Genomic DNA, 22,092 nt, shown 5'->3' with positions numbered 1-22,092 from the left:
CGCCATGGCGAGGGGTTCCAAACGAGGGAGGCGGCGCGCGAGGCGGTGGCAGGGGCTGATCGCGGCGGCGGGCGCGCTCGGCGTCGCGGTCGTCTGGTTCGCCCGCGAGCATCCCGGCTGGGCGGCGGCGATCGGGTGCCTGCTGGCGGTGCTGTTCGTCGGCGGGCTGGTGTTGCGGCACCGGATGATCGAGGCGGAGCGGCGGCGGTTCCTGGCCGCCAACGCCGAGCTGGAGCGCGTCGATCGGCTGACGGGGCGCGCCTTCGAGCACCTCGTCGCCGAGCGGATGATCGCCGACGGGTTCCGTCAGGTCCGCGAGCGCGGCGGCGCCGGCGACGGCGGGGTCGACATCACCGCCGTCGCCCCCGGACACGGCAGGATCGCCGTTCAGTGCAAGCGGTACGCCAAGACGGTCGGCGCGCCCGACGTGCGCAACTTCCTGGGCGCGCTGGCAAACACCTTCGCCGGCCACAAAGGCGTCCTGGTCACCACCAGCACCCTCACCCGCCAGGCCAGGCAGGAGGCCTTAGGCGCGCGCGAGCCCCTGATCCTCGTCGAACGCGACCACCTGGCCGACTGGCTCCTGGGCAAGGCCCCGTTGCTGCCCAGAAGCCGCCCGGCCAAGGGCGTGCTGCCGACCGGCGACGAGACCCCTGCCGGCTGAACGGTCGAGGCGGGGGCTGCGGCGTGGCCGGCCGCAGGGCCGCCGGTCGTGAGGCGGGCAGCCTGGGCCCGTAAGCCCTGGGGCGGTCGGTCGTGAGGCGGTCGGTCGTGGGCGGTCAGTCGTGGGGCGGTCGGTCGTGAGGCGGTCAGTCGTGGTGGGGTTCTTCGTCGGTCCAGCCCGCCGACTTGACGACGAGCTGCGCCAAGGGAGTGCCGGGCCCCAGGCCGCGGAACGACCCGTCCTTGACGACCTCGCTGCCGCCCTTGAGCCGGTAGGTCGTCGGGTCGAGCACCATCGTGTACGTGTAGGTGATGCCTTCGAGCTCGCCCTCGGCGGTGATCGCGATCCCGCCGTCGCCATGGGAGGCCGTCACGCCCGGCAGATCGGCGAGCAGGCGGAACGTGGCGGCCCTGACCTCGGCGGAGGGCGCCTCGTACAGCAGGAAGGTGACGCCCCGCCGCAGCTTGTCCGCCGCGCCGCGGTTCTCGGTGCCCGGTGGGAAGAGCAGTTCCTCGAACCGGCTCGGGTCGGCGGCCGTCCGCGCGCGCTCCGCGGCCCTGGCGGGGGCCTCGGCGCGGGCCTTGGCGGCCCGCTGCTCGCAGCCCTCGGGGTCCGGGTCCTGGGCGCAGATCCGCTGGACCGCCCGATCGCCGTCCTCGGGGGTGGTCCGCTGCTCCTGCCAGCCGGCGCCGGCGGGGTCGTCGCCGGGCACCCACCGGCCGTCGCGCCGGACGAAGGACGTGGGCGAGCCCGCCCGTTCCCACGCCTGCCTGTCACGCGACGTCAGCGGGCGCGCGGGCAGCGTCCGCTGGAACTTGGTGGCGGTGCCGTCCGGCTTGCGGGGAAGCCAGGAGTCCAACTCGGACGAGACGAGCACCGTGTACGGCTCGGCCCCGTCGACAGGGGCCGGGCGCGACTCCACGACGTGGACGCGCCGGAACCGCCCCTCCGGCTCCGCCGCGCTACGCTCCGCGGCGGCGAGCAGGATCGTCCTGGCCGAGAGCCCCTTGTCCACGCCCGGCGCATCGGTGCCGGTGACCGTCACGGTGAGCGCCACGGCGACCGCGGCGGCGGCCCCCAGCCCCACGGCCCGCCTGCCCCATCGGGGACGGGCGCGGGCCACGACCGCGCCGCCCGTCTGGGCCTCCAGGGCGAGCCTGGCCCTGATGCGCTGCTGGAGCCGCGGGTCGGGCTCGATCTCGCCGTACGCTTCGCGCACCATCGTCAGGTCATCCATGGCCGGAGCTCCTTTCCGGGTCGTGCAGGGGGTTGGCGTCGCCCAGTGCCGCGCGCAGCTTCTTGCGCGCGCGGTTCAGGCGGGACCCGACGGTCCCGTACGGGATGCCGAGCGCGGCGGCGACCTCGTCGTGGCTCAGCTCGGCCAGGGCCACGAGCAGCAGCACGTCACGGTCGCCGTCGTTCAGCCCGGCGATGGCCTTGGCGATGGCCGGCTGTAAGCCCTGGGCGGTGACGCGGGTGACGACCCGGTGCTCAGGCCCCTCGGCGGCGGGGTCGGGCGGCTTGCGGGCCATCGCGCGCAGGGCGCGCAGCTCGGCGCGGCGCTGGGTGCTGATCTGGTTGGTCGCGATGCCGTACAGCCAGGTCCTGACGCTGCCGCGGGCGGGGTCGTAGCGTGACCTGTTGCGGAACGCGGTGAGGAAGATGTCGGCGACGACGTCCTCGGCGGCGCTCGCGCCCAGCCGGCTCGCGACGTAGCGGTGGATCTCGGCGAAGTGCGCGTCGAAGATCGCCGCGAAGCGTTCCGGGTCCGTGGCGGAGAGCAGCAGCTCGGTGGAGTCGTCCAGCTGGTGGGGGGCCGTCACGTGGGGGGCCTGGTCATCGATCGCCTCTCGACGAGGTGGGCTGTGTCAGTGGGTATAGTCCGCAGCCGCCCCTCGCTTTCACGGGCTCCCGCGGGCGGCCTATCCGGCCTCCTGGAGGCGGGCGGCGACGCGGGCGAGCCTGGCCAGGGCGAGCGAGCGGCTGTGGGAGGGCCAGGCGAGCAGGGTGGTGACCAGCGGCGCGTCGACCACGGGGACGCAGGCGTAACCCCGCCACAGCAGCGCGTACGCCGACCCTGGCGTGACGACGAGGACGCGGCCGAGCGCGACGAGCTGGGCGAGCTGCGCCTGCTCGCGCACCTCGGGGCCGGGCCCTGGCGGATAGCTGCCGTCGGGGCGCGGCCAGCGGGCGAGCGGCAGGCCGGGCACGTCGCGCACGTCGTCCATGGTCAGCCGGTCGCGGGCGGCGAGCGGGTGGCCGGGCGGCAGGACGGCGACCTGCCCCTCGGTCAGCAGGTCCTGGCCGTCGAACCCGGACAGGTCGTCGTAGGGCCGGTGCATGAGCGCCACGTCGGCGCGGCCGTCGCGCAGGTAACGGGGCTGCTCGCCGATGCCGCACAGCACCACCTCGACCTCGGCCGCGCCGGGTTCCGCCGCGTGCGCGGCGAGGAGCCCGCTCAGCACGTCGTTGGCGGTGCCGGCCTTGGCGACCAGCACCAACCGCTCCCCCGGCCCTGCGGCAGCGCGCCGGGTGCGGCGGGCGGCGGCGGTGACGGCGTCGAGCGCGGTACGTCCCTCGCGCAGCAGCACCTGACCGGAGGCGGTGAGGGCGACGCCGCGGCGGTCGCGCTCGAACAGGGTGACGCCGAGCCGGCGTTCGAGCCGCTGGATGGCCCGCGACAGCGGCGGCTGGGCCATGCCGAGCCGTTCGGCCGCGCGCCCGAAGTGCAGCTCTTCGGCGACGGCCACGAAGTAGCGCAGCTCGCGCGTCTCCAGGGTGTCCACGCGGCCAGCTTACGCAGCGCTGATACCCGCCGGGTATGACAGGGCAGGCGATCGGTGTTGGAGCCGCCGGGCGGGCGCTCGGCAGGATCGTCGGCATGACGAACGACACGAAGACCGCGCTGGTCACCGGCGCGAACAAGGGCATCGGACACGCGATCGCGGCCGGGCTGGGCGCGCTCAGCTACCGCGTGGGCGTCGGCGCCCGGGACGCGTCCCGCCGCGAGGCCGCGGTCGGCAAGCTGCGCGCGGACGGGGTGGACGCGTTCGGCGTCATCCGGGTGATCAACGCGATGCTGCCGCTGCTGCTGCGCTCGCCGGCCCCACGCATCGTGAACGTCTCCAGCACCCTCGGCTCGGTGACCCGCCAGGCGGACGCGGACGCCGACGCGGGCCCGATCATGGGCGTCTACGCGCCGTCGAAGTCGTTCCTGAACGCCCTCACCGTGCAGTACGCCCGCCACTTCGCCGGCACGAACCTGCTGATCAACGCCGTCTGCCCGGGTCTGGTCGCGACCGACTTCAACGGCTTCCAAGCCTCCCGCACCCCCGAGCAGGGGGCGGCCGTCGTGCTCCGCATGGCGACGCTGCCGGACGGCGGCCCGACCGGCACGTTCATGGAGGACGCCGGCGCCCTGCCGTGGTGACGGCTGAGGCCCTTAGGATCATGGGCGACACCCCCTTCTCGCCCTCCGGAGTAGACCATGACGCCGGCCTTGGAGATCAGCGGGCTGACCAAGTGCTTCGGCGACACCCTCGCCGTCGACGCCATCGACCTCACCGTCCCGCCCGGCTCGTTCTTCGGCCTCGTCGGCCAGAACGGCGCGGGGAAGACCACCACCTTGTCCATGGCGGTCGGCCTGCTGCGGCCCGACGCCGGTGGCGCCCGCATCTTCGGCCAGGACGTCTGGTCGGAGCCTGAGCGGGCCAAGGCCCTCGTCGGGGTGCTGCCCGACGGGCTGGCCATGCCCGAGCGGCTGACGGGGCGTGAAGTGCTGACGTACCTCGGCCTGTTACGCGGCCTGGACAAGGACGTGGTGGCGCAGCGGACCGGCGACCTGCTGGACGTGCTGGAGCTGGACGGCGCGGACAAGACCCTGATCATCGAATACTCGACCGGCATGCGCAAGAAGATCGGGCTGGCGACGGCGCTGCTGCACGCGCCGCGGCTGCTGGTGCTCGACGAGCCCTTCGAGGCCGTGGACCCGGTCTCGGCCGCCACCATCAAGACGATCCTGCGCGGCTTCGTGGCGGGCGGCGGCTCGATCGTGCTGTCCAGCCACGTGATGGCTCTGGTCGAGCAGCTGTGCGACCGCGTCGCGGTGATCGACAAGGGCCGGGTGGCGGCGGCCGGCACGCTGCAGGAGGTACGCGGCGCGCGCACGCTGGAGGACACCTTCGTCGAGCTCGTCGGCGACCAGGGCGCCGGCGTCAAGGAGTTGTCGTGGCTGTCCAGCTGACCATGGCCCGCATTGAAGGTCGCCCTGCTGCGGCACGATCTGCGCGGCCTGCCGCCGCGCCGGCTGGCGGGCGGGCGGCCTGCTGGTGCCGCAGGGCATCGTCGCCGCCTCCTTCGTGGCCGGCGGCACGGTGTGCCACAGCTGGTTCCTGGCGACGTACATGGAGCCTGGGCTGCGCTACCCCGTGGCGGCCGGCTTCATCCTGCTAGGGCTGGCCATGTACGGCGCGGGCTACTGGGCCGTCAGGCCCGCCGTGACCTGGCGGGACCCGCACTGGCTCACGGCCGCTCCGGCTCCGCGGTGGCGAGGGCGAACGTCGCCACGGCGCCCGCGACGAGACACACGACGCCGAGCCCGAGCAGCAGGCCGGGCTCGGCAAGGAGGGCCAGGGCCAGGCCCGCGACCAGGGTGACGACGGCGAACCCGCCGAGCCGGCGGCGGCCCGCGCGGCGCTCGGCGGCGAACCCGGTCCGCCGCTCGGCCTCGCCCGGGGCGCCGTGGTCGAGGTCGCCGCGCAGGAACAGCCGGAACAGCAGGATCAGCGAGGGCAACAGCACGACCGCGCCCGCCGCGACCGCGACGACGACCGCCCGCAGTGCCGGCGCTCCCGCGGCGGCCTGGTCGAGCGTGAGGCCGGGCAGGAAGCGGGGCCGCTGCGCCAGTGCCCACCCGGCGATGATCGCCGCCACCGCGAGCGCGGCCGACGCGCGGGCCGGCTCGAAGCGTTCGCGCCACACCAGCAGCAGGGTCGCGATGCCGGCCAGGCCGGAAAGAGCGACCATGACGGCGCCGGCGCCGGTGGTCAGCCCGGTGAACAGCGCGGGCGCGTCGAAGCGGGCCACGATGAGCCCGGCCAGCGCCAGCGCCCCGGCGCAGCCGCCCGCCGCGAGCGCGCGGACGCGGAAGTCGTGCTCCAGCCGGGGCGATCCGGCCCTGCGGGCGTCGGCGGCGAGGTAGACGGCGGCCAGGTAGCCGCCGGCGGCGACGGCGAGCGCGCCGATGAGCAGCGAGGTGGGGTTCAGCCAGCTGGTGACCAGGTCGCCCGCGGCGTTGCCCACCGGGACGCGTCCCGTGGCGATCGCGCCCGCGACCGTGCCCAGCGCGAACGGGGTCAGGATCGAGGAGAGCGCGAACAGGTACTCGATCGGCCGCTCGCCGGGCGCGCCTTCGAGCCGGCCGCGCAGCGCGTACGCGGCGCCGCGCAGGATGATGCCGACCGCGGCGGCGAACAACGGCACCGCCAGCGTCGAGGTGATCGACCCGAACGCCACCGGGTACGCCGTCCAGCACACCACCAGCACGAAGATCAGCCAGACGTGGTTGGCCTCCCACACCGGCCCCATGGCGTGCCTGGCGTGGTGCCGCATCGCCCGGTGCCCGGCCTCGCCCCGGCCGGCCAGCAGCGTCCAGAGGCCGGCGCCGAAGTCCGCGCCGGCGAGCACGGTGTAGGCGGCCAGACCGGCCAGAATGAAGATCATCGGCAGCTCAGTCATCGTGGTCCGCCTCGATCGGGACGCGGCTGAAGCGGTGCAGCAGCCAGGCGACGCCGCCGGCCAGGCCCAGGTAGACCACGATGAGCGTGCCGTAGCCGAGCGGGATGCCGGGCGCGCCGGTGACGGCCTGGCTCGTCCGCATGACGCCGTACACGATCCAGGGCTGGCGGCCGACCTCGGTGGTGACCCAGCCGCAGATGAGCGCGACGACCGCCAGCGGGCCCGCGGCGACGACCGCGCGGTAGAACCAGCGGGAGCGGGGCAATCGGCCGTGCCGCAGCCTGGTGTAGAGGTGGATCACGCTGAGCAGGGCGAGCAGCAGGCCGATGCCGACCATGGCCTGGAACGCCAGCCGGACGACGTTGACCGGCGGCTGGTCGGCCACCGGCACGGCGTTCAGGCCGGTCACGGTGGCGTCGGGGTCGTGGAAGGCCAGCAGCGACAGCAGGCGCGGGATGGCGACGCCGTACCTGACCTCCTCGCCGTCGTACCAGCCGAGCAGGTGCTCGGGGGCGCCGCTGGTGGTGCGGCCGAGCCCCTCCAGCGCGGCCAGCTTGACGGGCTGGTGCTGGGCGACCTCGCGGGCGGCCCAGTCTCCGACGATCACCTGCACGGGCGCGGCGACCGCCGCCGCCGACAGTGCGATCGTCAGCGCGGTACGCCGGTAACGGTCGCGGCGGCCGCGCAGGAAGCCCCACGCGTACGGGACGGCGACCAGGAAACCGGCGACGACGAACGCGGCGACGTACATGTGGACGAACTCGTGCCAGAAGAACCCGTTGCCGAACAGCGCCTCCCACGGCCTGGCATCGGTCACCCGGCCGTCGCGCAGGGTGAAACCGGCCGGGTGGTTCATCCAGCCGTTGACGGAGATGACGAACAGCGAGCCCGCGACGCCCGCGAGCGCCACGGGGATGCCGGACAGGAAGTGCGGCAGCGGGCGCAGCCGGTCCCAGCCGTAGACGTAGATCGCGATGAAGATCGCCTCGGTGAAGAACGAGAAGCCCTCCAGCGTGAACCCCAGCCCGAACACCTCGCCGAAGCCCGCCATCCAGGCGGGCCACAGCAGGCCCAGCTCGAAGCTGAGGATCGTCCCGGTGACCACGCCGATCGCGAACAGCGCCAGCATCACCTTGGCCCACCGCCGGGCCAGCGTGCGATACAGCGGGTCGCCGCTACGCAGGTGGCGCCACTCGCAGAACAGCACCATGGCGGGGAAGGCGATGCCGAAGCACACCAGCGGGATGTGCACGGCGAGCGACAGCGCCTGCATCTGCCGCGCCTGGAACAGGTACTCCTGGTCGATCGCGCCCAGCACTGTGATCGTGCCGCTCATGTCGTCTCTTCACCCCTGCCCGAACCCCCGGAGATCGACACTATAAGCAGGCTTTCGTCACCGTCCGTGAGACTCGCCGTTGGGGGTGACGGCTCCAGGCCGGCCGGAGTGACAGGTCCAGGCCGTTCGGGGTGGCGGGTGCAGGCCGGCCGGGTGGGTGGCCGCCGGGGGTCGGAGACGCCTGCCCGGCCTTTTGGCCGCCCGCCACTAGCATTCCGCCATGTCTTTCGATCTTTCGCTTCATCTCGCCACGGTGATGATGTTCGTCCTGTTCGTGGCCCTTCCGCTGATGATCGCGGCGCTGGCCGTTCCTGCCGCGCTGTTCTCCGCTCCGCGTCACCGCCACGAGCGGATCCGCCGGAGGGCCGTCGTCCTGGGGCTGCTCGTCGCGTCGGCGGGCGTGTGCCTCATGGGGGTCGGCGCGTGGCTGGCGCGTGAGGATTCCCGCTACGGCGTACTCGAGTTCGTCGGGATGTCGCTGAGGACCGCCCTCGGTGCGGGCCTGCTGGTCGCCGGTCTCGGCCTGCTGCCTTCGCGGCTGCTGGAGTTCCTCGGCCCGCCCGCCGAACGGCTGCCGGTCCCCTTACGCCTGGCCGTCCGCGACCTGGCCCAGCGCCGGGCGGTGGCGGCGGTGGCCATCACGCTGACCATGATGGCCACCGCCGCCGGCGTCGGGCTGACGGTGGTCGTGGCCGGCCAGACGACGCAGAGCAGAGCCCAGTACGCCCCCCTGGGCAAACCGGGCACCTTGCTGGTCCGCCCGAACCCTCCCGCGCTGGGACCCTTCTCGGACGCCGACACGGCCACGGTCCGAGCGGCGATGGAGCGGGCACTGCCGGGCGTGCCGATCATCCAGAGCGAGACCATCGCGGACATCGGCTGGTTCTTCCACGCCGATGCGAAGAACGTGGAGATTCCTGAGGACGCCTTCTTCCCGATCCAGGCCATCGGTGACGAGAAGCTCCTTCGCTACCGATGATGCCCGCAGTGCTCCGGCTTTCAGGCCGGGGTGGAGCGGGTCGTCCCGCGTAGCGGGGCAGGGAGAGGTGAATCGCCGTCAAGGCGATTCACCGTGTGTCTGGTCGGTGGTGAGCGCGATCTCCAGCAGGTGCACGATCTGGGAGTTCAGGGATCGCCGCTCGGTCTGGGCGCGGGCGGCCACCTGGGCGTGCACGTCATCGGGAAGCCGGAGCGTAATCCTGATCATGACATCATTGTAGTGTCAGGCTGGGTATGATCGGAGCGTGCAGCTCCGGTACAACGTCCGCCTCTACCCGACCCCGGGCCAGCAGAGCGCGCTGGCGCGGGCGTTCGGGTGCGCGAGGGTGGTGTTCAACGATGGGCTGCGCGCACGGCAGCAAGCCCACGAGAACGACCTGCCGTACATCTCGGATGGCGAGTTGTCCAAGCGCATCATCACCGAGGCGAAGAAGACGCCGGAGCGGTCCTGGCTGGGCGAGGTGTCGGCGGTCGTGCTCCAGCAGGCGCTGGCCGACCTGAACACCGCCTACCGCAACTTCTTCGCCTCGGTGTCCAGCAAGCGGAAAGGGCCGAAGCTCGCCCCGCCCCGGTTGCGGTCCCGCAAGGACAACCGGCAGGCGATCCGCTTCACCCGCAACGCCCGCTTCCAGGTCACGGCGGGCGGGAAGCTGCGCCTGCCGAAGATCGGCGACGTCACGGTGCGCTGGTCGCGTCGCCTGCCGTCCGAGCCGTCCAGTGTGACGGTGGTCAAGGACGCGGCGGGCCGGTACTTCGCCTCGTTCGTGGTCGAGGCCGCCGAGCAGCCGCTGCCGCAGACGGCCGCCGAGGTCGGGATCGACCTGGGGCTGACGCATTTCGCAGTGCTGTCGGACGGCCGCAAGATCGGCAACCCCCGGTTCCTGCGCCGCGCCGAACGCCGGCTGCGCAAGGCGCAGCAGGCCCTGTCCCGCAAGGCGAAGGGGTCGAACAACCGCGCCAAGGCCGTGGTCAAGGTGGCCCGCGCCCACGCTCGGGTGGCCGACGCGCGCCGGGACTTCGCGCACAAGCTCTCCACACAGATCATCCGCGACAGCCAAGCGGTGATGGTGGAGGACCTGTGTGTGAAGGGCCTGGCCCGCACGAAGCTGGCCAAGAGTGTGCACGACGCCGGATGGTCGGCGTTCGTGACCATGCTGGAGTACAAGGCCGCCCGGTACGGCCGGACCCTGGTGAAGATCGACCGCTGGTTTCCCAGCAGCAAACGGTGCTCGGCGTGCGGGGCGGTCGCCGGGTCGATGCCGCTGAACGTCCGGTCGTGGACCTGCCCGTGCGGGGCGGTCCATGACCGGGATGTCAACGCCGCGAAGAACATCCTCGCCGCCGGACGGGCGGAGAGGCGAAACGCCTGCGGAGGGACCGTAAGACCCGCCGCCTAGCGGAGGGCAGGACCCGGTGAAACAGGAAGCCACAGAGGTGCCGCACACGCGGCACGGGCTGAGTCCCCGGCCTTTCGGGCCGGGGAGCACGTCAACTCACAGGCGACCCCTCGCCGCCGCCCTATGACGAGGGCACGGTGGTGGTGATCACGTCGGGCGACGTGCGGCTCGACTCGGTGGACATCGTCTACGAGCTCGACGAGGACGACGAGAGCACGCAGGTCAAGACCGTCCCCGCGCTCCTCGTGCGGGCCACGGAACCCGGCACGCAGACGATCTTCGTCCCCTCGAAGATCGTCCGCGACCTCGGCTACTCCCTGGTCACGAGCGAGCTGTTCGTCGACCCCGCCGTCCACCGGGCCACGCCCGACGAGCAGCGGCGTCTCGACGACCGGCTGGACGACGAGCTCGCGGAGGTCCACGTCGAGCGCGGCTTCCAGGCGCCCATGGGCTGGGCGCCCTTCGCCGCCGCGTCGCTCCTCGCCGCGATCGCGTGCGCGCTGGCGGCCGGCTTCGGCGCGGCGGCCAACGTCCGCCAGGCCCGCGTCATGCGGCGGACCGGCGTCGCGTTCCGGTGGTTCTGCGCCGCCCGCGCGGGAGTGACCGCCCTGTGCGGCACGGTGCTCGGCGCGGTCGCCGGTTGCTCGGCCGGGATGTCGCTGCTGTGGCCGTTGACGGTGAGCATGTCGTGGGAGGACCCGCCGCGGGTGCCGTTCGAGACGCCCTGGCTCACGATCGCGGCGATCGTGCTCGGCCTCCCCTTCATCGCCACCGTTCTCGGCGCCCTCTTCGTCCGCGGGCGTTCGAGGGCATGACCTCAGGCCAGGCAGAACTCGTTGCCCTCGATGTCCTGCATCACGATGACCGACTCGTTGACCTCGTCGGCGGGCAGGAGCCGTACAGCCGCGGGCCCGCACCCAAGGGATCGACGCAGGCCGACCATGAATCCTGCTGCTCAGGCGGCAGCGTGCTGGTGAAATCCTCCCAGCTGGGGCGTGCCCACTGCGCTCGGCTTTCCCCGGCGTGAACCCTCCCGGCCACTCCCCCGACTGTGCTGGGTGATGGGAGGACGAGATGACCGAGACTGAGGAGCGGGATCCGCTGCGGAAGGCGCCTGCGCTGGAGGTTCGCGGGCTGGGAAGGCGTTATGCGCGGCGATGGGCGTTACGGGAGGCCGACGTCAGCGTGCCGGAGGGGGCCAGGGCGGCGCTGGTCGGGCCCAACGGGGCCGGCAAGTCGACGTTGCTGAACCTGGTGGCGGGGCTGCTGGAGCCCACCACCGGGCGGATCGAGGTGTTCGGCAGTGCGCTGGAGCCGGCGGCGGTCGCCTTCGTGGCTCAGGACAAGCCGCTGTATCGCCGCTGGAGCGTCGAGGATCTGCTGCGGTTCGGCGCCGCCACGAATCCTGGGTGGGACGGGGATGCCGCGTGGTCGCTGCTGGACGGGCGCGGCATCGGGGCGCGCGACCGGGTGGACCGGCTGTCCGGCGGGCAGCGCACGCTGGTGGCGCTGGCGCTGGCCGTCGGCAAGCGGGCCGGTCTGGTGGTGCTGGACGAGCCGCTGGCCGAGCTGGACCCGCTGGCCCGGCTGGAGGTGATGGACGTGGTCCGCGACCTGCCCGCCACCGTGCTGCTGTCCTCGCACATCCTGGCCGACCTGGCGGAGGTATGCGATCACCTGGTCCTGCTGGACGCCGGCCGCGTCCGGCTGTGCGGCGGCTTCGACGACCTGCTGCGCGACCACCCCGCGACCGGCTTGGAGGCCCTCGTGCTCGACCACCTGCGCGACTCCCGGGAGGTCCGGTGAGCAGGCCGACGTGGAGAAGGAGCCGGGCCGCCGCCGTCACGGCACCACTGCGGCCCGCGTACCGCAGGCGTCCCCGGCTGTTGTGGGTGGCGTGGCGAGGGCAGCGGGCGCAGGCGGCGGCCATCGCGGGGCTGCTCGTGCTGTACGCGGCCGCCGTGGCGGCCGAGCGGCTGGAGCCCGGCCTGGCGGGGCTCTCCTTCCAGCTGGCGGGGTTCCTGGCCGGTGCGATCTGCCTGATCTGGGGTGCGCCGCTGATCGCCCGCGAGTTCGAGGCCGGCACCCACAAGCTGGCCTGGACGCAGAGCGTGTCGCGGGGGCGCTGGCTGCTGGCCGTCGTCGCGGTGGCGGCGGCCGGGGCCGTGGCGGCGACCGCCGTCCTGGCCGGGATGCTGGGCTGGCTTCTGCCGGAGGTGGGGGGTGAGGTCATGGCGTGGCCGTACTACGAGAGTCACGGGCCGGTCCCGTTCGGCAGGTCGCTGCTGGCGCTGGCGCTCGGTGTCGCGCTCGGTGCGGCCACCCGGCACACCCGGATCGCGATGCCGCTGTCGGTGCTGCTGGTGGGGGCCGGGCAGCTGGTGGCGCGGGCCTTGCGTGCGCGGTCGGAGCTGCCGTTCTGGCCGTTGCAGTGGGCCGAGACCGCCGTGCACCTGGTGCTCGCCATGGCGCTGGTCGGAGTGGCGTACGTGGTGATCCGGGCTCGTGCCCGGTTCTAGCCCCGGCCGTACGCTCCCGCGTCCAGGTCCTCGATGAGGGTCGGGCCCGTGGGGTGCCAGCCGAGGAGGTCCTGGGTGATGGCGTTGGAGGCGATGAAGTGGCCGGAGAAGAAGGCGGCGATCCAGCCGAAGTGGCCGGGGACGTCGTCCGGGTCGATGGAGGCGACGGGCAGGCCGAAGACGCGGCCGATGGCTTCGGCGATCTCGCGGGTGGTGACGCCCTGCTCGGCGATGGCGTGGACGCGGCTGCCCGCGGGCGCCTTGTCGAGTGCGAGCGTGACCAGGCGGGCGGCGTCGGAGACGTGGACGGCGGACCAGCGGTTGGCGCCGTCGCCCGGGTAGCCGGAGACGCCCTTGTCGCGCGCGACGCCGGCGATGACGGAGATGAAGCCGTGGTCGCCGGTGCCGTGGACGGTTGGCGCGAAGCGCAGGCTCACCGCGCGGACGCCGCGTTCCGCGTACTCCAAGGCGAGGTTCTCGGTGCCGCCGCGCGGCGAGTCGGGGCCGTGGAAGGGCGAGGGGACGTCCTCGGTGAGGAGCGCGTCGGTGAAGCCGGCGATGCCGGAGGCGAGCAGGAACGGCCGGTCGCTGCCTTCGAGGGTGTCGCAGAGGGTCTGGACGGCGGCGCGCTCGGCGGCGTTGGTGCCGGCCAGGTCGCTCCAGTCGTGCTTGTTGGCCAGGTGGATGACCGCCTCGGCCGCCTCGGCGCCGGCGCGCAGGCCAGCGAGGTCGTCGAGGTCGCCGCGGTGGACGTGGGCGCCCTTGGCCTCCAGCGCGACGGCGGAGGCGTCGGACCTGGCCAGGCCGGTGACCTTGTGCCCGGCGGCGAGCAGGTCGTCGACGACGGCCGAGCCGATCCAGCCGGTGGCTCCGGTGACGAAAACATGCATGGGTGTACTCCTCGCAAGAGTCATGTCAGCGACTGACGTCAGTGACTGACATAGCTTAACCCTCATGTCGGTCGCTGTCATCACTAGACTCGGGCGCATGGTGCGTTGGGAACCGGGAACCCCCGAACGACTGCAGCGTGCGGCGCTCGAGCTGTTCGCCACCCGTGGCTACGAGGAGACGACGGCCGCGGAGATCGCGCAGGCGGTCGGGCTGACCGAGCGCACGTTCTTCCGCCACTTCAAGGACAAGCGCGAGGCCCTCTTCCACGGCCAGGACCTGCTGGAGAAGGCGTTCCTCGAGGGCGTGGCGGCCGCGCCCGAGCAGGCGTCGCCGCTGGAGATGGTGAGCGCCGCCCTGCGTGCGGTGTCGTCGTCGTTCCCCGACGAGCGCCGCCCCCTGTCGCGCACCCGCCAGGACGTCATCGACCGCAACCCCGCCCTGCAGGAGCGCGAGCGGCACAAGCTGGCGTCGCTGGCCGCCACGATCGCCGAGGCGCTGCGCGGGCGCGGCGTCGGCGAGCCGGCGGCCACGCTGGCCGCGCAGTCGGGCATCACGGTGTTCACGGTCGCGTTCCTGCGCTGGATCGACGAGGAGCGCCCGCTCGACGCCATCATGCAGGACGTCCTCGGCGAACTGCGCACCGTCCTGCGCTGACACCCGCACGCCCGGCGGCCCGGTAATCGAGTTGTCGTGCCCGGTGGAACTGCTCCTATCCTGTACGGCGTGATCGATCGGGGGCAGCCGGTGCCGGCGCATGTACGCATCACGCGGGCGAACGCGCGCTTCCAGCAGTGGCAGGCCCTGCTGGGCAACCGGAACAAGCGGCAGCGGGCCAGGGAGTTCATCGTCCAGGGCGTGCGGCCGATCAGCCTGGCGGTCGAGTTCGGCTGGCCGGTGCGGGCGCTGCTGTTCGACGCCGAACGCCCTCTGTCGGGCTGGGCCAGGGAGATGCTGGAGGCGGCCGGGGCCGAGCGGGTGGCCACCGCGCCCGAGCTGCTGCGGCTGCTGGGCGAGAAGGACGAGGACGTTCCCGAGCTGATCGCGGTCGCCGAGCTGCCCGACGACGACCTGTCGCGCATCGAGGCAGGGCCCGCCTTCCTGGGGGCGGTGTTCGACCGGCCGAACAATCCCGGCAACATCGGCACGATGGCCCGGTCGCTGGACGCGTTCGGCGGCACCGGGCTGATCGTCACCGGGCACGCCGCCGACCCCTACGATCCCCGCTCGGTGCGGGCGTCCACCGGGTCGCTGCTGGCGCTGCCGGTCGTGCGCTGCTCCTCGCACCGCGAGGTGCTCGCCTGGGTGGACGACCTGCGCGCCCAAGGGCTGCCGCTCACGGTGGTGGGCACCGACGAGAAGGGCGACCGCGACCTCGCCGACCTCGACCTGACCGGCCCGACCCTGCTGGTCATCGGTAACGAGACCAGCGGGCTGAGCGCGGGGTGGCGGCAGGCGTGCGACATCATGGCGCGCATCCCGATGGCCGGCGCCGCCAGCTCGCTCAACGCCGCCAGCGCCGCCACCGTCACCCTGTACGAGGCCGCCCGCCAGCGCCGCACCAGCGGGACGGGCCCCGCATGACCTCCCGCCGGCGCCACAGCGAGGTCGAACGGTCCCGCATGAACTCCCGCCGGCGCCGCAGCGAGGTCGAGCGGTCCCGCATGAGCTCCCGCGCCTGCCGTGGCGGGGCGAGCGGGTCGTTCCTGTGAGTTACCGGCACGCGACCGTTCCGCGCGACTACCAGGATCTGGCCAGCGGATCGGTGTTGCATTCCGCGCCGGGGTTTCCCGCGTTCCCGGTCCGGCTGGCGAGTGAGATCTTTCAGCGGGCGCTGGACCTGCGCGGCGGCACCCGGCCGGCCGCGCTGTGGGACCCGTGCTGCGGCAGCGGCTACCTGCTGACCGTGACGGCGCTGCTGCATCGGCCGCTCATCGCGTCGGTGCTGGCCTCCGACCTCGACCCCCGGGCGGTCGATCTGGCCGGGCGCAACCTCGCGCTGCTGAGCGGGACCGGGCTGGCCGCTCGTGCCGCCGACCTGCGCGAGCGCTCCGCCCGGTTCGGCAAGCCGGCGTACGGCGACGCGGCCCAGGCCGCCGACCGGCTCGCCATCGGTCTCGCGACCGACGGCGGCGACGTCCCGTACGCGGCCCGCCAGGCGGACGTGTTCGACGCCGGCCAGGTCGGACAGGCGCTCGGCTCCTGCGCGCCGGACATCGCGATCACCGACGTCCCCTACGGCGAGCAGACCCACTGGGGCGGCCCTGGCGCGGCGGCGGGCATCCCCGGCATGGTGGAGGCGCTGACCGCGGTGCTGCCGCGGGGCGGTGTGCTCGCGGTGACGGTACGGGGCCGCAAGGTGCCCATGGACGGCGGCCGCCGCCCGGACACCGCGTTCAAGATCGGCACCCGCACCGTCGCGCTGTTCCGCGCCTGAGAACGCGCCTGAGAACGCGCCTGAGAACGCGGCCGCCCGCTCAGTCGTGGGCGATGTGCAGGAGCTGCCGCCACAGCAGCACCACGAACGCGGCCGACCCGGCGAAGGCGAACCAGAACGGCGCCGCCACCCCCAGGTGAGTGGCCAGGGTGCCGCCGATGAGCGAGCCGACGACCAGGCCGAAGTAGACGCAGATGGTGTTGACGCTGCCCACCCGGCCCTGCAGCTCCTGGGGGACGGCGCGCTGGCGGACGGTGACCGACGTGGTGCCCCAGATGAAGGCGTGCGCGCCGAAGACGAGGAAGATGCCGCCGGCGACCCACGGCGAGTGGGTCAGGGCCAGGCCGAGGTGGGTGAGGGTCTCGATGACGAGCCCGATCCGCATCAGCGCGCCGAGGCTCACCTTGCGGGTGATGGCGCCGTACAGGCTGGTGCCGATGAGGCCGCCGATCCCGCTGATGGTGGTCATCAGGCCGAAGCCGATGGGGCCGAGGCCGAGCTGCTCCTGGGTGTAGAGGACGAGCACGGACCAGGCGGCGCCGAAGGTGAAGTTGAAGATCAGGATGGTGAGCGCGAGGGTGCGGACGGCGGCGTGCCTGATCGTCCACCGGAACGCGTCGAGGAGCTCGCGCACGACGCCGCCCCCGGACCCGGCGACGGGTCCGGCGGTGGGGTCGGCGGCGGGTCCGGGGGTGGCGTCGGCGGCGGGGTCGGCGGCGGGGTGGGGGCCTGTTTCGGCGGCGAGCGTGCGGCGGCCGTGGGGTGGCAGCGTGACCCGCGAGACCAGCACCATCCCGGCCAGCACCAGCAGCAGCTGCCCGGCGAACGGCCAGGTCAGGCCGAGCCCGATCAGCGCCGCGCCGACGGGCGGCCCGGCGAGCTGGTTGAGCGTGATGAACCCGGTGCCCAGGCGGGCGTTGGCGACTGTCAGGTCGTCGCGGGCGACCAGCATGGGCGTCAGCGTGGAGGTGGCGTTGTCGGCGAACACCTCGGCCACCGACCGCAGCGACAGCGCGATCAGCGCCGTCGTCACGGTGAGGGTGCCGGTCAGCAGCAACACGACGAGCACGGCCAGCACCACCGCTCGGGCGGCGTTGGCGGCCAGGACGATCGTGCGCCGGTTGTGCCGGTCGGACAGCACGCCCGCGTACAGGCCGAACAGCAGTGGCGGCGCCCAGCTGACCAAGGCCGACAGCGAGATGAGCAGCGGGTCACGGGTGAGCGTGGCGATCAGCAGCGGCCCGGCCGCGGCGGCGAGCCCGTCTCCGAGATTCGTCAGCCAGCTCGAGGCCAGCAACCATCGGAAACCTGTGCCGAGGCGTGCGGGCAGCACGCGTTCCATCACTGTGATCACGAGCGCACAACCCTACGATCCGGCCCTGAGCGGGGGCAACGCGTTTTCCGGGGGCCGGGCTCAGGAAAGGACGAGGGTTTCTTTCGCCCGGCGCGACCGCGCGAGATAGGCCATGCCCACGATGCCGGGCAGCGAATCGATGACGACGCCGAGCGGTGACTTCATGCCGAGGAAATACCAGATGAGCAGGAAGACGACCGTGGAAATGGCCCAGACGGCGTTGTTGACGACGGCGGACTTGCGTTTGTTGAGGATGAGCCGCATCACCACGACGCTGAATGCGGCGAGGAAGACGTTGCTGACGACGTAGAAGATGATGGAGCCCCACGGCGCGGGCTCGCTGAGGCCGCCGAGCGCGGGGTTGGCGTTGACGATGACGGCGGCCAGCGCCAGCCCGAGCCCATGCACGATGAGGATGCCGTGGGCGACGACGTAGGCGGCCAGCAGGCCGCCGACCCGCCGCGGCGCGGGCCCGGCCGGCGCTTCGGGCTCGGCTTCGTACGGGCGCGGCATGACTCGTGCGTCCCCCTTCGGGCCCCGGGGCGAAAGGCGGCCACGGGTCGGCGTCTTTCGGCAGCCTGTCAGAGTTCGCGGCGCCGCACAATCCCGTGCCGACATTGCCGGAAGTCGTTTCCGGATCGTTTCACGGCCCGTATTGCCTGGCCGGGCGCGGCCGGGGATGATGTCGCCGTCAAGGCGCCGCCGGCGGCTCAAGGCACGTCCTAAATCAACGCTTGTGTTGACCCGTTAATCTTGCGATTCTTCTCCCATCCGGCGCATTCAAGAAACCATTCCTCTCCACCCCCCGGACGCGTCCTCGCAGGAGCCTGCGGGGCCGCGCACGCACACGACCCACGGGCATGCGCTGACGAGGAGGTCGCGATATGACATGGACCAGCAGGTACCGGACCGCCGCGCGGGCGATCGCGGTGATCGGCGCGGCGGCGCTCGTCTCCGCCTGCGCCGGGAACGGCGGCGCGGGAGGCACAGGCGGCACGGGCGGCACGGCGAGCGGCGGCGGCGGTGCCTACCCTGACCGCACGATCACGTTCGTGGTGCCGTTCAGCGCGGGCGGGCCGACCGACACCGTCACCCGCATGATCGCCGAACCGATGGGCGCCAAGCTCGGCGGCAAGATCGTCGTGCAGAACGTGGAGGGCGCCGGCGGCACGGTCGGCGCGGGCGAGGTGGCGCGCGCCGAGCCCGACGGCTACACCGTGCTCATGCACCACATCGGCATGTCCACCGCGCCCGCCCTCTACCAGGACCTCGGCTACCAGCCGCTGGAGAGCTTCGAGATGGTCGGGCTGGTCACCGAGGTGCCGATGACGGTGGTGGCGCGTAAGGACTTCGAGCCCGCCACGCTGCAGGACCTGGTGACGTACGTGAAGGCCAACGCGAGCAAGGTGACGCTGGCCAACGCCGGCATCGGCGCCGCCTCCCACCTGTGCGGGCTGCTGTTCCAGACGGCCGCGGGCGTCAAGCTGCAGGAGGTCCCGTACGAGGGCACCGGCCCGGCGCTGACGGACCTGGTCGGCGGGCAGGTCGACTTCATGTGCGACCAGACCACCAACACCAGCGGCCAGATCTCCGCCAAAGAGGTGAAGGTGTACGCCGTCACCACCCCCGAGCGGGTCGGCAGCCTGCCTGACGTGCCCACCACGACCGAGGCCGGGCTGCCGCAGCTCAAGGTCAGCGTCTGGCACGGCCTCTACGTCCCCAAGGGCACCCCGCCCGACGTGGTGAGCAAGTTGTCGGAGGCGTTGAAGACGGCGCTGGCCGACCAGAAGGTCATCGACCAGATGGCCAAGCTCGGCACCGCGCCCGTCCCCGCCGAGGACGCCACCCCTGAGGCGCACAGGACGAAGCTGCAGGAGCAGCTCGGCACCTGGGCCAAGGTCATCGCCGACGCGGGCGTCAAGGCCGGCTGAGCATGCGGGCACGACGCTCCTGGCCGGACGTCCTGGCCGGCGCGATCTTCGTCGTCATCGGCGCCGTGTTCGCGGCGGGCGCGCTCGGCTACGAGCTGGGCAGCCCGCTGCGGATGGGGCCGGGCGCCTTCCCGCTGCTGGTCGGCGTCATCGTGGCGGGGCTCGGCCTGGCGATCGTGGTCAAGGGCCTGATCGCGGGCGAGGTGATCACCTTCGGCGGCGTGCCGTGGCGGGCCATCGCCGCCATCACGATCGCGCTGGTGTTCTTCGGCTTCACCGTACGCGGGCTCGGCTTCGTGCCCACGGCGGCGGTGACCGCGCTGCTGACCACGCTGGCCGGCCGCGTACGGCTGCTGACGGCCGTCGCGGTGGCGGCCGGTCTGACGGTGGCCGCCACCCTCATCTTCGTCGTCGGACTGCAGCTGCGGATCCCGCTCGTGGGCCCGTGGCTGGGCGCCTGACGCGCAACCGGATCTTGGGGTATGGACCTTCTCGACAATCTCGCGCTGGGCTTCTCCACGGCCCTCCTCATCCAGAACGTCCTCTACTGCTTCGTCGGCGTGCTGCTCGGCACCGCCGTCGGTGTTCTGCCCGGCATCGGGCCGACGGCGACGGTGGCGATGCTGCTGCCGATCACGTTCACGTTCGAGCCGGTCACCGCGCTGATCATGCTGGCCGGCATCTATTACGGCGCCCAGTACGGCGGCTCGACCACCGCCATCCTCATCAACCTGCCCGGCGAGTCGTCGGCGGCGGTCACCGCGCTCGACGGCCACGAGATGGCCCGGCAGGGCCGCGCGGGCCCGGCGCTGGCCACGGCCGCGATCGGGTCGTTCATCGCCGGTACGGTCGCCACCGTCGTGCTCGCCGTCGCCGCGCCGCCGCTGGCCAGGGTGGCGCTGGAGTTCGGGCCCGCGGAGTACTTCTCGCTGGTGCTGCTCGGCCTCATCGTCTCGATCGCGCTGGCCCGCGGCACCGCGCTCAAGGCGCTGGCGATGATCGCGCTCGGCGTCCTGCTGGGCACGGTCGGCCAGGACCTCTACACCGGCACGCCGCGGTTCGTGCTCGGCCGGCGCGAGCTGTACGGGGGGATCGACTTCGTCTCGGTGGCCGTCGGCATGTTCGGCGTGGCCGAGATCCTGCGCAACCTGGAGAGCGGGCAGGCCCGTACCGCGATCGTGTCGCGGGTGCGGCACCTGTGGCCGACCCGGGAGGACTGGCGGCGCATCGCCGGCCCGATCCTGCGCGGCACCGGTCTGGGCTCGGCGCTCGGTGTGCTGCCGGGCGGCGGTCACGTGCTGGCCTCGTTCACCTCTTACGCGGTGGAGAAGCGGATCTCGCGGCGGCGGGAGGAGTTCGGGCACGGCGCCATCGAGGGCGTGGCGGGGCCCGAGTCGGCCAACAACGCCGCCGCGCAGACCTCGTTCATCCCGCTGCTGACGCTGGGGCTGCCCGCGCATCCGGTGATGGCGCTGATGGTGGGGGCGTTCATCGTGCACGGCATCACGCCGGGCCCGAACGTCATCGTCGAGGAGCCGGCGCTGTTCTGGGGGCTGATCGCCTCGATGTGGATCGGCAACGTGCTGCTGGTGCTGCTGAACCTGCCGCTGATCGGCATGTGGGTGCGGATGTTGCGGATCCCGTACCAGGTGCTGTTCCCGATGATCGTGCTGTTCGCGGCGATCGGGACGTACTCGCTGGGCTTCAACGCCTTCGACGTGTACGCGATCGTGCTGTTCGGGCTGCTCGGCTATATCCTCATCAAGTGCGGCTGCGAGCCGGCGCCGCTGCTGCTCGGCTTCGTGCTCGGCCCGCTGCTGGAGGAGAACCTGCGCCGTGCGCTGATCATCTCGCGCGGCGACGCGTCGGTGTTCGTGACCCGCCCGATCTCGGCGACCCTGCTGGCCCTGACGGTGCTGGCGCTGGTGGTGGCGGTGCTGCCGGCGATCCGCCGGCGCCGCGAGGTGGTCTTCACCGACGACGACTGATCCCGGCCGAGCGGTACGCGATGATGGTCCTCACCCATCACCCGTACCGCGAGGAGCAGTAGTGCGCATCGGCATCATCGGCGTCGGCGAGATCGCCCGGGCCATCGTCACCGGCCTGCTGGAGGGGGACGGCCCGCCGCCCGAGGTGCTGCTGTCGCCGCGCGGCGCGGCCACGGCCGCCGAACTGGCCGCCCGCTACGGCACCGTACGCGTGTGCGGCGGCAACCAGGAGGTGGCCGGCGGCTGCGACGTGCTGATCGTCGCCGTGCGCCCCCAGGACCGGCAGGCCCTGGCCGGCCTGGCCGTCGCCGCCGGCACGGTCGTCGTCAGCCTGATGGCCGGCGTCTCCCTCGCCGAGCTGCGCCGCCTGCTGGCCACCGACGCGCCGCTGGTGCGCGCCATCCCGCTGCCTCCCGTACGCGAGCGCCGCTCGGTCACGGTGACCTGCCCGCCGCACCCGGTGGCCGACGCGCTGTTCGACCGGCTGGGCGGGACGCTGCCGGTGGACGACGAGGACGCCTTCAACGTCTTCTCCGCGCTGACGGCCACGCTCACCACCCACTACGCCTACCTGGCCACGCTCAGCTCCTGGGCGGCCGGCCACGGCATCGCGCCCGATCAGGCGGAGCGCTACGTACGTGGCCTGTTCGCCGACCTCGGCCGCTCCTTGTCCGACGAGACCCGCTCGCTCGATCGGCTGGCCGCCGACCACGAGACGCCGGGCGGCACCAACGAACGCATCCGCACGACGTGGTTCTCCCCCGCCAACGCCACCGCCCTCCGCGAGGCCCTCGACGCCCTCCTGACCGACCTCACCTGACATCCGGCCGATTCGAAAGAGCT

The 22,092-nt window shown here is 72.8% G+C and carries 25 protein-coding genes; 15 read left to right on the top strand and 10 right to left on the bottom strand.

Translation table 11 applies throughout. The features are described 5' to 3' along the window. Positions 1-4: 4 nt before the first annotated feature. Positions 5-664 carry a restriction endonuclease gene (locus AB0K18_RS04695; RefSeq protein WP_364909805.1) on the top strand — a complete coding sequence of 220 codons (660 nt, stop codon included), beginning with the start codon at positions 5-7 and terminating at the stop codon, positions 662-664. 145 nt (positions 665-809) lie between these two features. Here AB0K18_RS04695 and AB0K18_RS04690 read toward each other — a convergent pair whose 3' ends face one another. The 3 genes from AB0K18_RS04690 to AB0K18_RS04680 form a co-directional block, all read right to left on the bottom strand. Continuing rightward, positions 810-1,901 carry a hypothetical protein gene (locus AB0K18_RS04690; RefSeq protein WP_364909802.1) on the bottom strand — a complete coding sequence of 364 codons (1,092 nt, stop codon included), beginning with the start codon at positions 1,899-1,901 and terminating at the stop codon, positions 810-812. Next, a complete protein-coding gene (locus AB0K18_RS04685) occupies positions 1,894-2,487 on the bottom strand; it encodes an RNA polymerase sigma factor (RefSeq protein WP_364909799.1) in 594 nt (197 codons plus the stop codon). The genes AB0K18_RS04690 and AB0K18_RS04685 overlap by 8 nt, the downstream gene beginning before the upstream one ends. A gap of 99 nt (positions 2,488-2,586) precedes the next feature. After that, complete coding sequence (locus tag AB0K18_RS04680) at positions 2,587-3,450, bottom strand: LysR family transcriptional regulator (protein WP_364909798.1); 864 nt, start codon at positions 3,448-3,450, stop codon at positions 2,587-2,589. A 95-nt stretch (positions 3,451-3,545) separates the two neighbouring features. On the opposite strand from AB0K18_RS04680, the gene AB0K18_RS04675 reads away from it, so the two are divergent. Together AB0K18_RS04675 and AB0K18_RS04670 are read left to right on the top strand one after the other, a co-directional pair. Then, complete coding sequence (locus AB0K18_RS04675; RefSeq protein ID WP_364910495.1) at positions 3,546-4,094, top strand: SDR family NAD(P)-dependent oxidoreductase; 549 nt, start codon at positions 3,546-3,548, stop codon at positions 4,092-4,094. A 57-nt stretch (positions 4,095-4,151) separates the two neighbouring features. Further along, positions 4,152-4,907, top strand: coding sequence for an ABC transporter ATP-binding protein (locus AB0K18_RS04670; protein ID WP_364909795.1), 756 nt, complete (start codon positions 4,152-4,154; stop codon positions 4,905-4,907). 278 nt (positions 4,908-5,185) lie between these two features. Here the strand turns inward: AB0K18_RS04670 and AB0K18_RS04665 are convergent, their stop codons facing one another. Both AB0K18_RS04665 and AB0K18_RS04660 read right to left on the bottom strand, forming a co-directional pair. Beyond that, positions 5,186-6,400, bottom strand: a complete 1,215-nt coding sequence (locus AB0K18_RS04665) for a cytochrome d ubiquinol oxidase subunit II (protein ID WP_364909792.1) — start codon at positions 6,398-6,400, stop codon at positions 5,186-5,188. After that, positions 6,393-7,736: a cytochrome ubiquinol oxidase subunit I gene (locus tag AB0K18_RS04660; RefSeq protein WP_364909789.1), complete on the bottom strand. Its 1,344-nt coding sequence runs from the start codon at positions 7,734-7,736 to the stop codon at positions 6,393-6,395. Before AB0K18_RS04660 ends, AB0K18_RS04665 begins: the two co-directional genes overlap by 8 nt. A 220-nt stretch (positions 7,737-7,956) precedes the next feature. Between AB0K18_RS04660 and AB0K18_RS04655 the strand changes: the two genes are divergently transcribed. Further along, positions 7,957-8,715, top strand: coding sequence for a hypothetical protein (locus AB0K18_RS04655; RefSeq protein ID WP_364909786.1), 759 nt, complete (start codon positions 7,957-7,959; stop codon positions 8,713-8,715). A 78-nt stretch (positions 8,716-8,793) separates the two neighbouring features. Here AB0K18_RS04655 and AB0K18_RS04650 read toward each other — a convergent pair whose 3' ends face one another. Next, a complete protein-coding gene (locus tag AB0K18_RS04650) occupies positions 8,794-8,943 on the bottom strand; it encodes an Arc family DNA-binding protein (protein ID WP_364909784.1) in 150 nt (49 codons plus the stop codon). Positions 8,944-8,980: 37 nt separating this feature from the next. Between AB0K18_RS04650 and AB0K18_RS04645 the strand changes: the two genes are divergently transcribed. Further along, positions 8,981-10,132 carry a transposase gene (locus AB0K18_RS04645; protein ID WP_364909781.1) on the top strand — a complete coding sequence of 384 codons (1,152 nt, stop codon included), beginning with the start codon at positions 8,981-8,983 and terminating at the stop codon, positions 10,130-10,132. Between the two features lie 137 nt (positions 10,133-10,269). Beyond that, positions 10,270-10,947: a hypothetical protein gene (locus AB0K18_RS04640; RefSeq protein ID WP_364909778.1), complete on the top strand. Its 678-nt coding sequence runs from the start codon at positions 10,270-10,272 to the stop codon at positions 10,945-10,947. Between the two features lie 2 nt (positions 10,948-10,949). Here AB0K18_RS04640 and AB0K18_RS04635 read toward each other — a convergent pair whose 3' ends face one another. Beyond that, positions 10,950-11,075, bottom strand: coding sequence for a hypothetical protein (locus AB0K18_RS04635; RefSeq protein WP_364909775.1), 126 nt, complete (start codon positions 11,073-11,075; stop codon positions 10,950-10,952). Positions 11,076-11,206: 131 nt separating this feature from the next. On the opposite strand from AB0K18_RS04635, the gene AB0K18_RS04630 reads away from it, so the two are divergent. Together AB0K18_RS04630 and AB0K18_RS04625 are read left to right on the top strand one after the other, a co-directional pair. After that, positions 11,207-11,938 carry an ABC transporter ATP-binding protein gene (locus AB0K18_RS04630; protein WP_364909773.1) on the top strand — a complete coding sequence of 244 codons (732 nt, stop codon included), beginning with the start codon at positions 11,207-11,209 and terminating at the stop codon, positions 11,936-11,938. Beyond that, the gene (locus AB0K18_RS04625; protein WP_364909770.1) at positions 11,935-12,651 is read left to right on the top strand and encodes a hypothetical protein; all 717 of its coding nucleotides are present in this window, start codon (positions 11,935-11,937) and stop codon (positions 12,649-12,651) included. Before AB0K18_RS04630 ends, AB0K18_RS04625 begins: the two co-directional genes overlap by 4 nt. On the opposite strand, the gene AB0K18_RS04620 is transcribed toward AB0K18_RS04625, so the two are convergent. Next, positions 12,648-13,541 (bottom strand): SDR family oxidoreductase, encoded by an 894-nt coding sequence (locus tag AB0K18_RS04620; RefSeq protein WP_364909768.1) that lies wholly within the window; start codon positions 13,539-13,541, stop codon positions 12,648-12,650. The two genes, AB0K18_RS04625 and AB0K18_RS04620, sit on opposite strands and share 4 nt — an antisense overlap. A gap of 97 nt (positions 13,542-13,638) precedes the next feature. On the opposite strand from AB0K18_RS04620, the gene AB0K18_RS04615 reads away from it, so the two are divergent. From AB0K18_RS04615 to AB0K18_RS04605, 3 genes are all read left to right on the top strand, one after another. Then, the gene (locus AB0K18_RS04615) at positions 13,639-14,196 is read left to right on the top strand and encodes a helix-turn-helix domain-containing protein (RefSeq protein ID WP_364909765.1); all 558 of its coding nucleotides are present in this window, start codon (positions 13,639-13,641) and stop codon (positions 14,194-14,196) included. A 69-nt stretch (positions 14,197-14,265) separates the two neighbouring features. Then, a complete protein-coding gene (locus AB0K18_RS04610; protein ID WP_364909762.1) occupies positions 14,266-15,123 on the top strand; it encodes a TrmH family RNA methyltransferase in 858 nt (285 codons plus the stop codon). Between the two features lie 124 nt (positions 15,124-15,247). Continuing rightward, complete coding sequence (locus AB0K18_RS04605; protein ID WP_364909759.1) at positions 15,248-15,976, top strand: rRNA methyltransferase; 729 nt, start codon at positions 15,248-15,250, stop codon at positions 15,974-15,976. Positions 15,977-16,016: 40 nt separating this feature from the next. Here AB0K18_RS04605 and AB0K18_RS04600 read toward each other — a convergent pair whose 3' ends face one another. Both AB0K18_RS04600 and AB0K18_RS04595 read right to left on the bottom strand, forming a co-directional pair. Next, the gene (locus tag AB0K18_RS04600) at positions 16,017-17,330 is read right to left on the bottom strand and encodes an MFS transporter (RefSeq protein ID WP_364909757.1); all 1,314 of its coding nucleotides are present in this window, start codon (positions 17,328-17,330) and stop codon (positions 16,017-16,019) included. Between the two features lie 60 nt (positions 17,331-17,390). Then, the gene (locus AB0K18_RS04595; RefSeq protein ID WP_364909755.1) at positions 17,391-17,843 is read right to left on the bottom strand and encodes a hypothetical protein; all 453 of its coding nucleotides are present in this window, start codon (positions 17,841-17,843) and stop codon (positions 17,391-17,393) included. 371 nt (positions 17,844-18,214) lie between these two features. Between AB0K18_RS04595 and AB0K18_RS04590 the strand changes: the two genes are divergently transcribed. The 4 genes from AB0K18_RS04590 (at position 18,215) to AB0K18_RS04575 (ending at position 22,069) form a co-directional block, all read left to right on the top strand. Beyond that, positions 18,215-19,261 (top strand): tripartite tricarboxylate transporter substrate-binding protein, encoded by a 1,047-nt coding sequence (locus tag AB0K18_RS04590; RefSeq protein ID WP_364909752.1) that lies wholly within the window; start codon positions 18,215-18,217, stop codon positions 19,259-19,261. Positions 19,262-19,263: 2 nt separating this feature from the next. After that, the gene (locus AB0K18_RS04585; RefSeq protein ID WP_364571808.1) at positions 19,264-19,722 is read left to right on the top strand and encodes a tripartite tricarboxylate transporter TctB family protein; all 459 of its coding nucleotides are present in this window, start codon (positions 19,264-19,266) and stop codon (positions 19,720-19,722) included. A gap of 21 nt (positions 19,723-19,743) precedes the next feature. Further along, complete coding sequence (locus AB0K18_RS04580; protein WP_364909749.1) at positions 19,744-21,249, top strand: tripartite tricarboxylate transporter permease; 1,506 nt, start codon at positions 19,744-19,746, stop codon at positions 21,247-21,249. Between the two features lie 61 nt (positions 21,250-21,310). Continuing rightward, complete coding sequence (locus tag AB0K18_RS04575; RefSeq protein ID WP_364909747.1) at positions 21,311-22,069, top strand: NAD(P)-binding domain-containing protein; 759 nt, start codon at positions 21,311-21,313, stop codon at positions 22,067-22,069. Positions 22,070-22,092: the final 23 nt, after the last annotated feature.

Source organism: Nonomuraea sp. NPDC049421 (genome assembly GCF_040677005.1).
GTDB lineage: Bacteria > Actinomycetota > Actinomycetes > Streptosporangiales > Streptosporangiaceae > Nonomuraea > Nonomuraea salmonea.
The sequence above is the reverse complement of the archived record's forward strand: the minus strand, read 5'-3'. Positions and strand labels throughout refer to the sequence as shown.

Coding starts and splice junctions, on each gene's coding strand:
- AB0K18_RS04690 (WP_364909802.1), bottom strand. CDS start 1,901: ATGGATGACCTGACGATGGTGCGCGAAGCGTACGGCGAGATCGAGCCC.
- AB0K18_RS04665 (WP_364909792.1), bottom strand. CDS start 6,400: ATGACTGAGCTGCCGATGATCTTCATTCTGGCCGGTCTGGCCGCCTAC.
- AB0K18_RS04650 (WP_364909784.1), bottom strand. CDS start 8,943: ATGATCAGGATTACGCTCCGGCTTCCCGATGACGTGCACGCCCAGGTG.
- AB0K18_RS04660 (WP_364909789.1), bottom strand. CDS start 7,736: ATGAGCGGCACGATCACAGTGCTGGGCGCGATCGACCAGGAGTACCTG.
- AB0K18_RS04675 (WP_364910495.1), top strand. CDS start 3,546: ATGACGAACGACACGAAGACCGCGCTGGTCACCGGCGCGAACAAGGGC.
- AB0K18_RS04695 (WP_364909805.1), top strand. CDS start 5: ATGGCGAGGGGTTCCAAACGAGGGAGGCGGCGCGCGAGGCGGTGGCAG.
- AB0K18_RS04590 (WP_364909752.1), top strand. CDS start 18,215: ATGACATGGACCAGCAGGTACCGGACCGCCGCGCGGGCGATCGCGGTG.
- AB0K18_RS04670 (WP_364909795.1), top strand. CDS start 4,152: ATGACGCCGGCCTTGGAGATCAGCGGGCTGACCAAGTGCTTCGGCGAC.
- AB0K18_RS04630 (WP_364909773.1), top strand. CDS start 11,207: ATGACCGAGACTGAGGAGCGGGATCCGCTGCGGAAGGCGCCTGCGCTG.
- AB0K18_RS04580 (WP_364909749.1), top strand. CDS start 19,744: ATGGACCTTCTCGACAATCTCGCGCTGGGCTTCTCCACGGCCCTCCTC.
- AB0K18_RS04595 (WP_364909755.1), bottom strand. CDS start 17,843: ATGCCGCGCCCGTACGAAGCCGAGCCCGAAGCGCCGGCCGGGCCCGCG.
- AB0K18_RS04635 (WP_364909775.1), bottom strand. CDS start 11,075: ATGGTCGGCCTGCGTCGATCCCTTGGGTGCGGGCCCGCGGCTGTACGG.
- AB0K18_RS04655 (WP_364909786.1), top strand. CDS start 7,957: ATGTCTTTCGATCTTTCGCTTCATCTCGCCACGGTGATGATGTTCGTC.
- AB0K18_RS04615 (WP_364909765.1), top strand. CDS start 13,639: ATGGTGCGTTGGGAACCGGGAACCCCCGAACGACTGCAGCGTGCGGCG.
- AB0K18_RS04620 (WP_364909768.1), bottom strand. CDS start 13,541: ATGCATGTTTTCGTCACCGGAGCCACCGGCTGGATCGGCTCGGCCGTC.
- AB0K18_RS04585 (WP_364571808.1), top strand. CDS start 19,264: ATGCGGGCACGACGCTCCTGGCCGGACGTCCTGGCCGGCGCGATCTTC.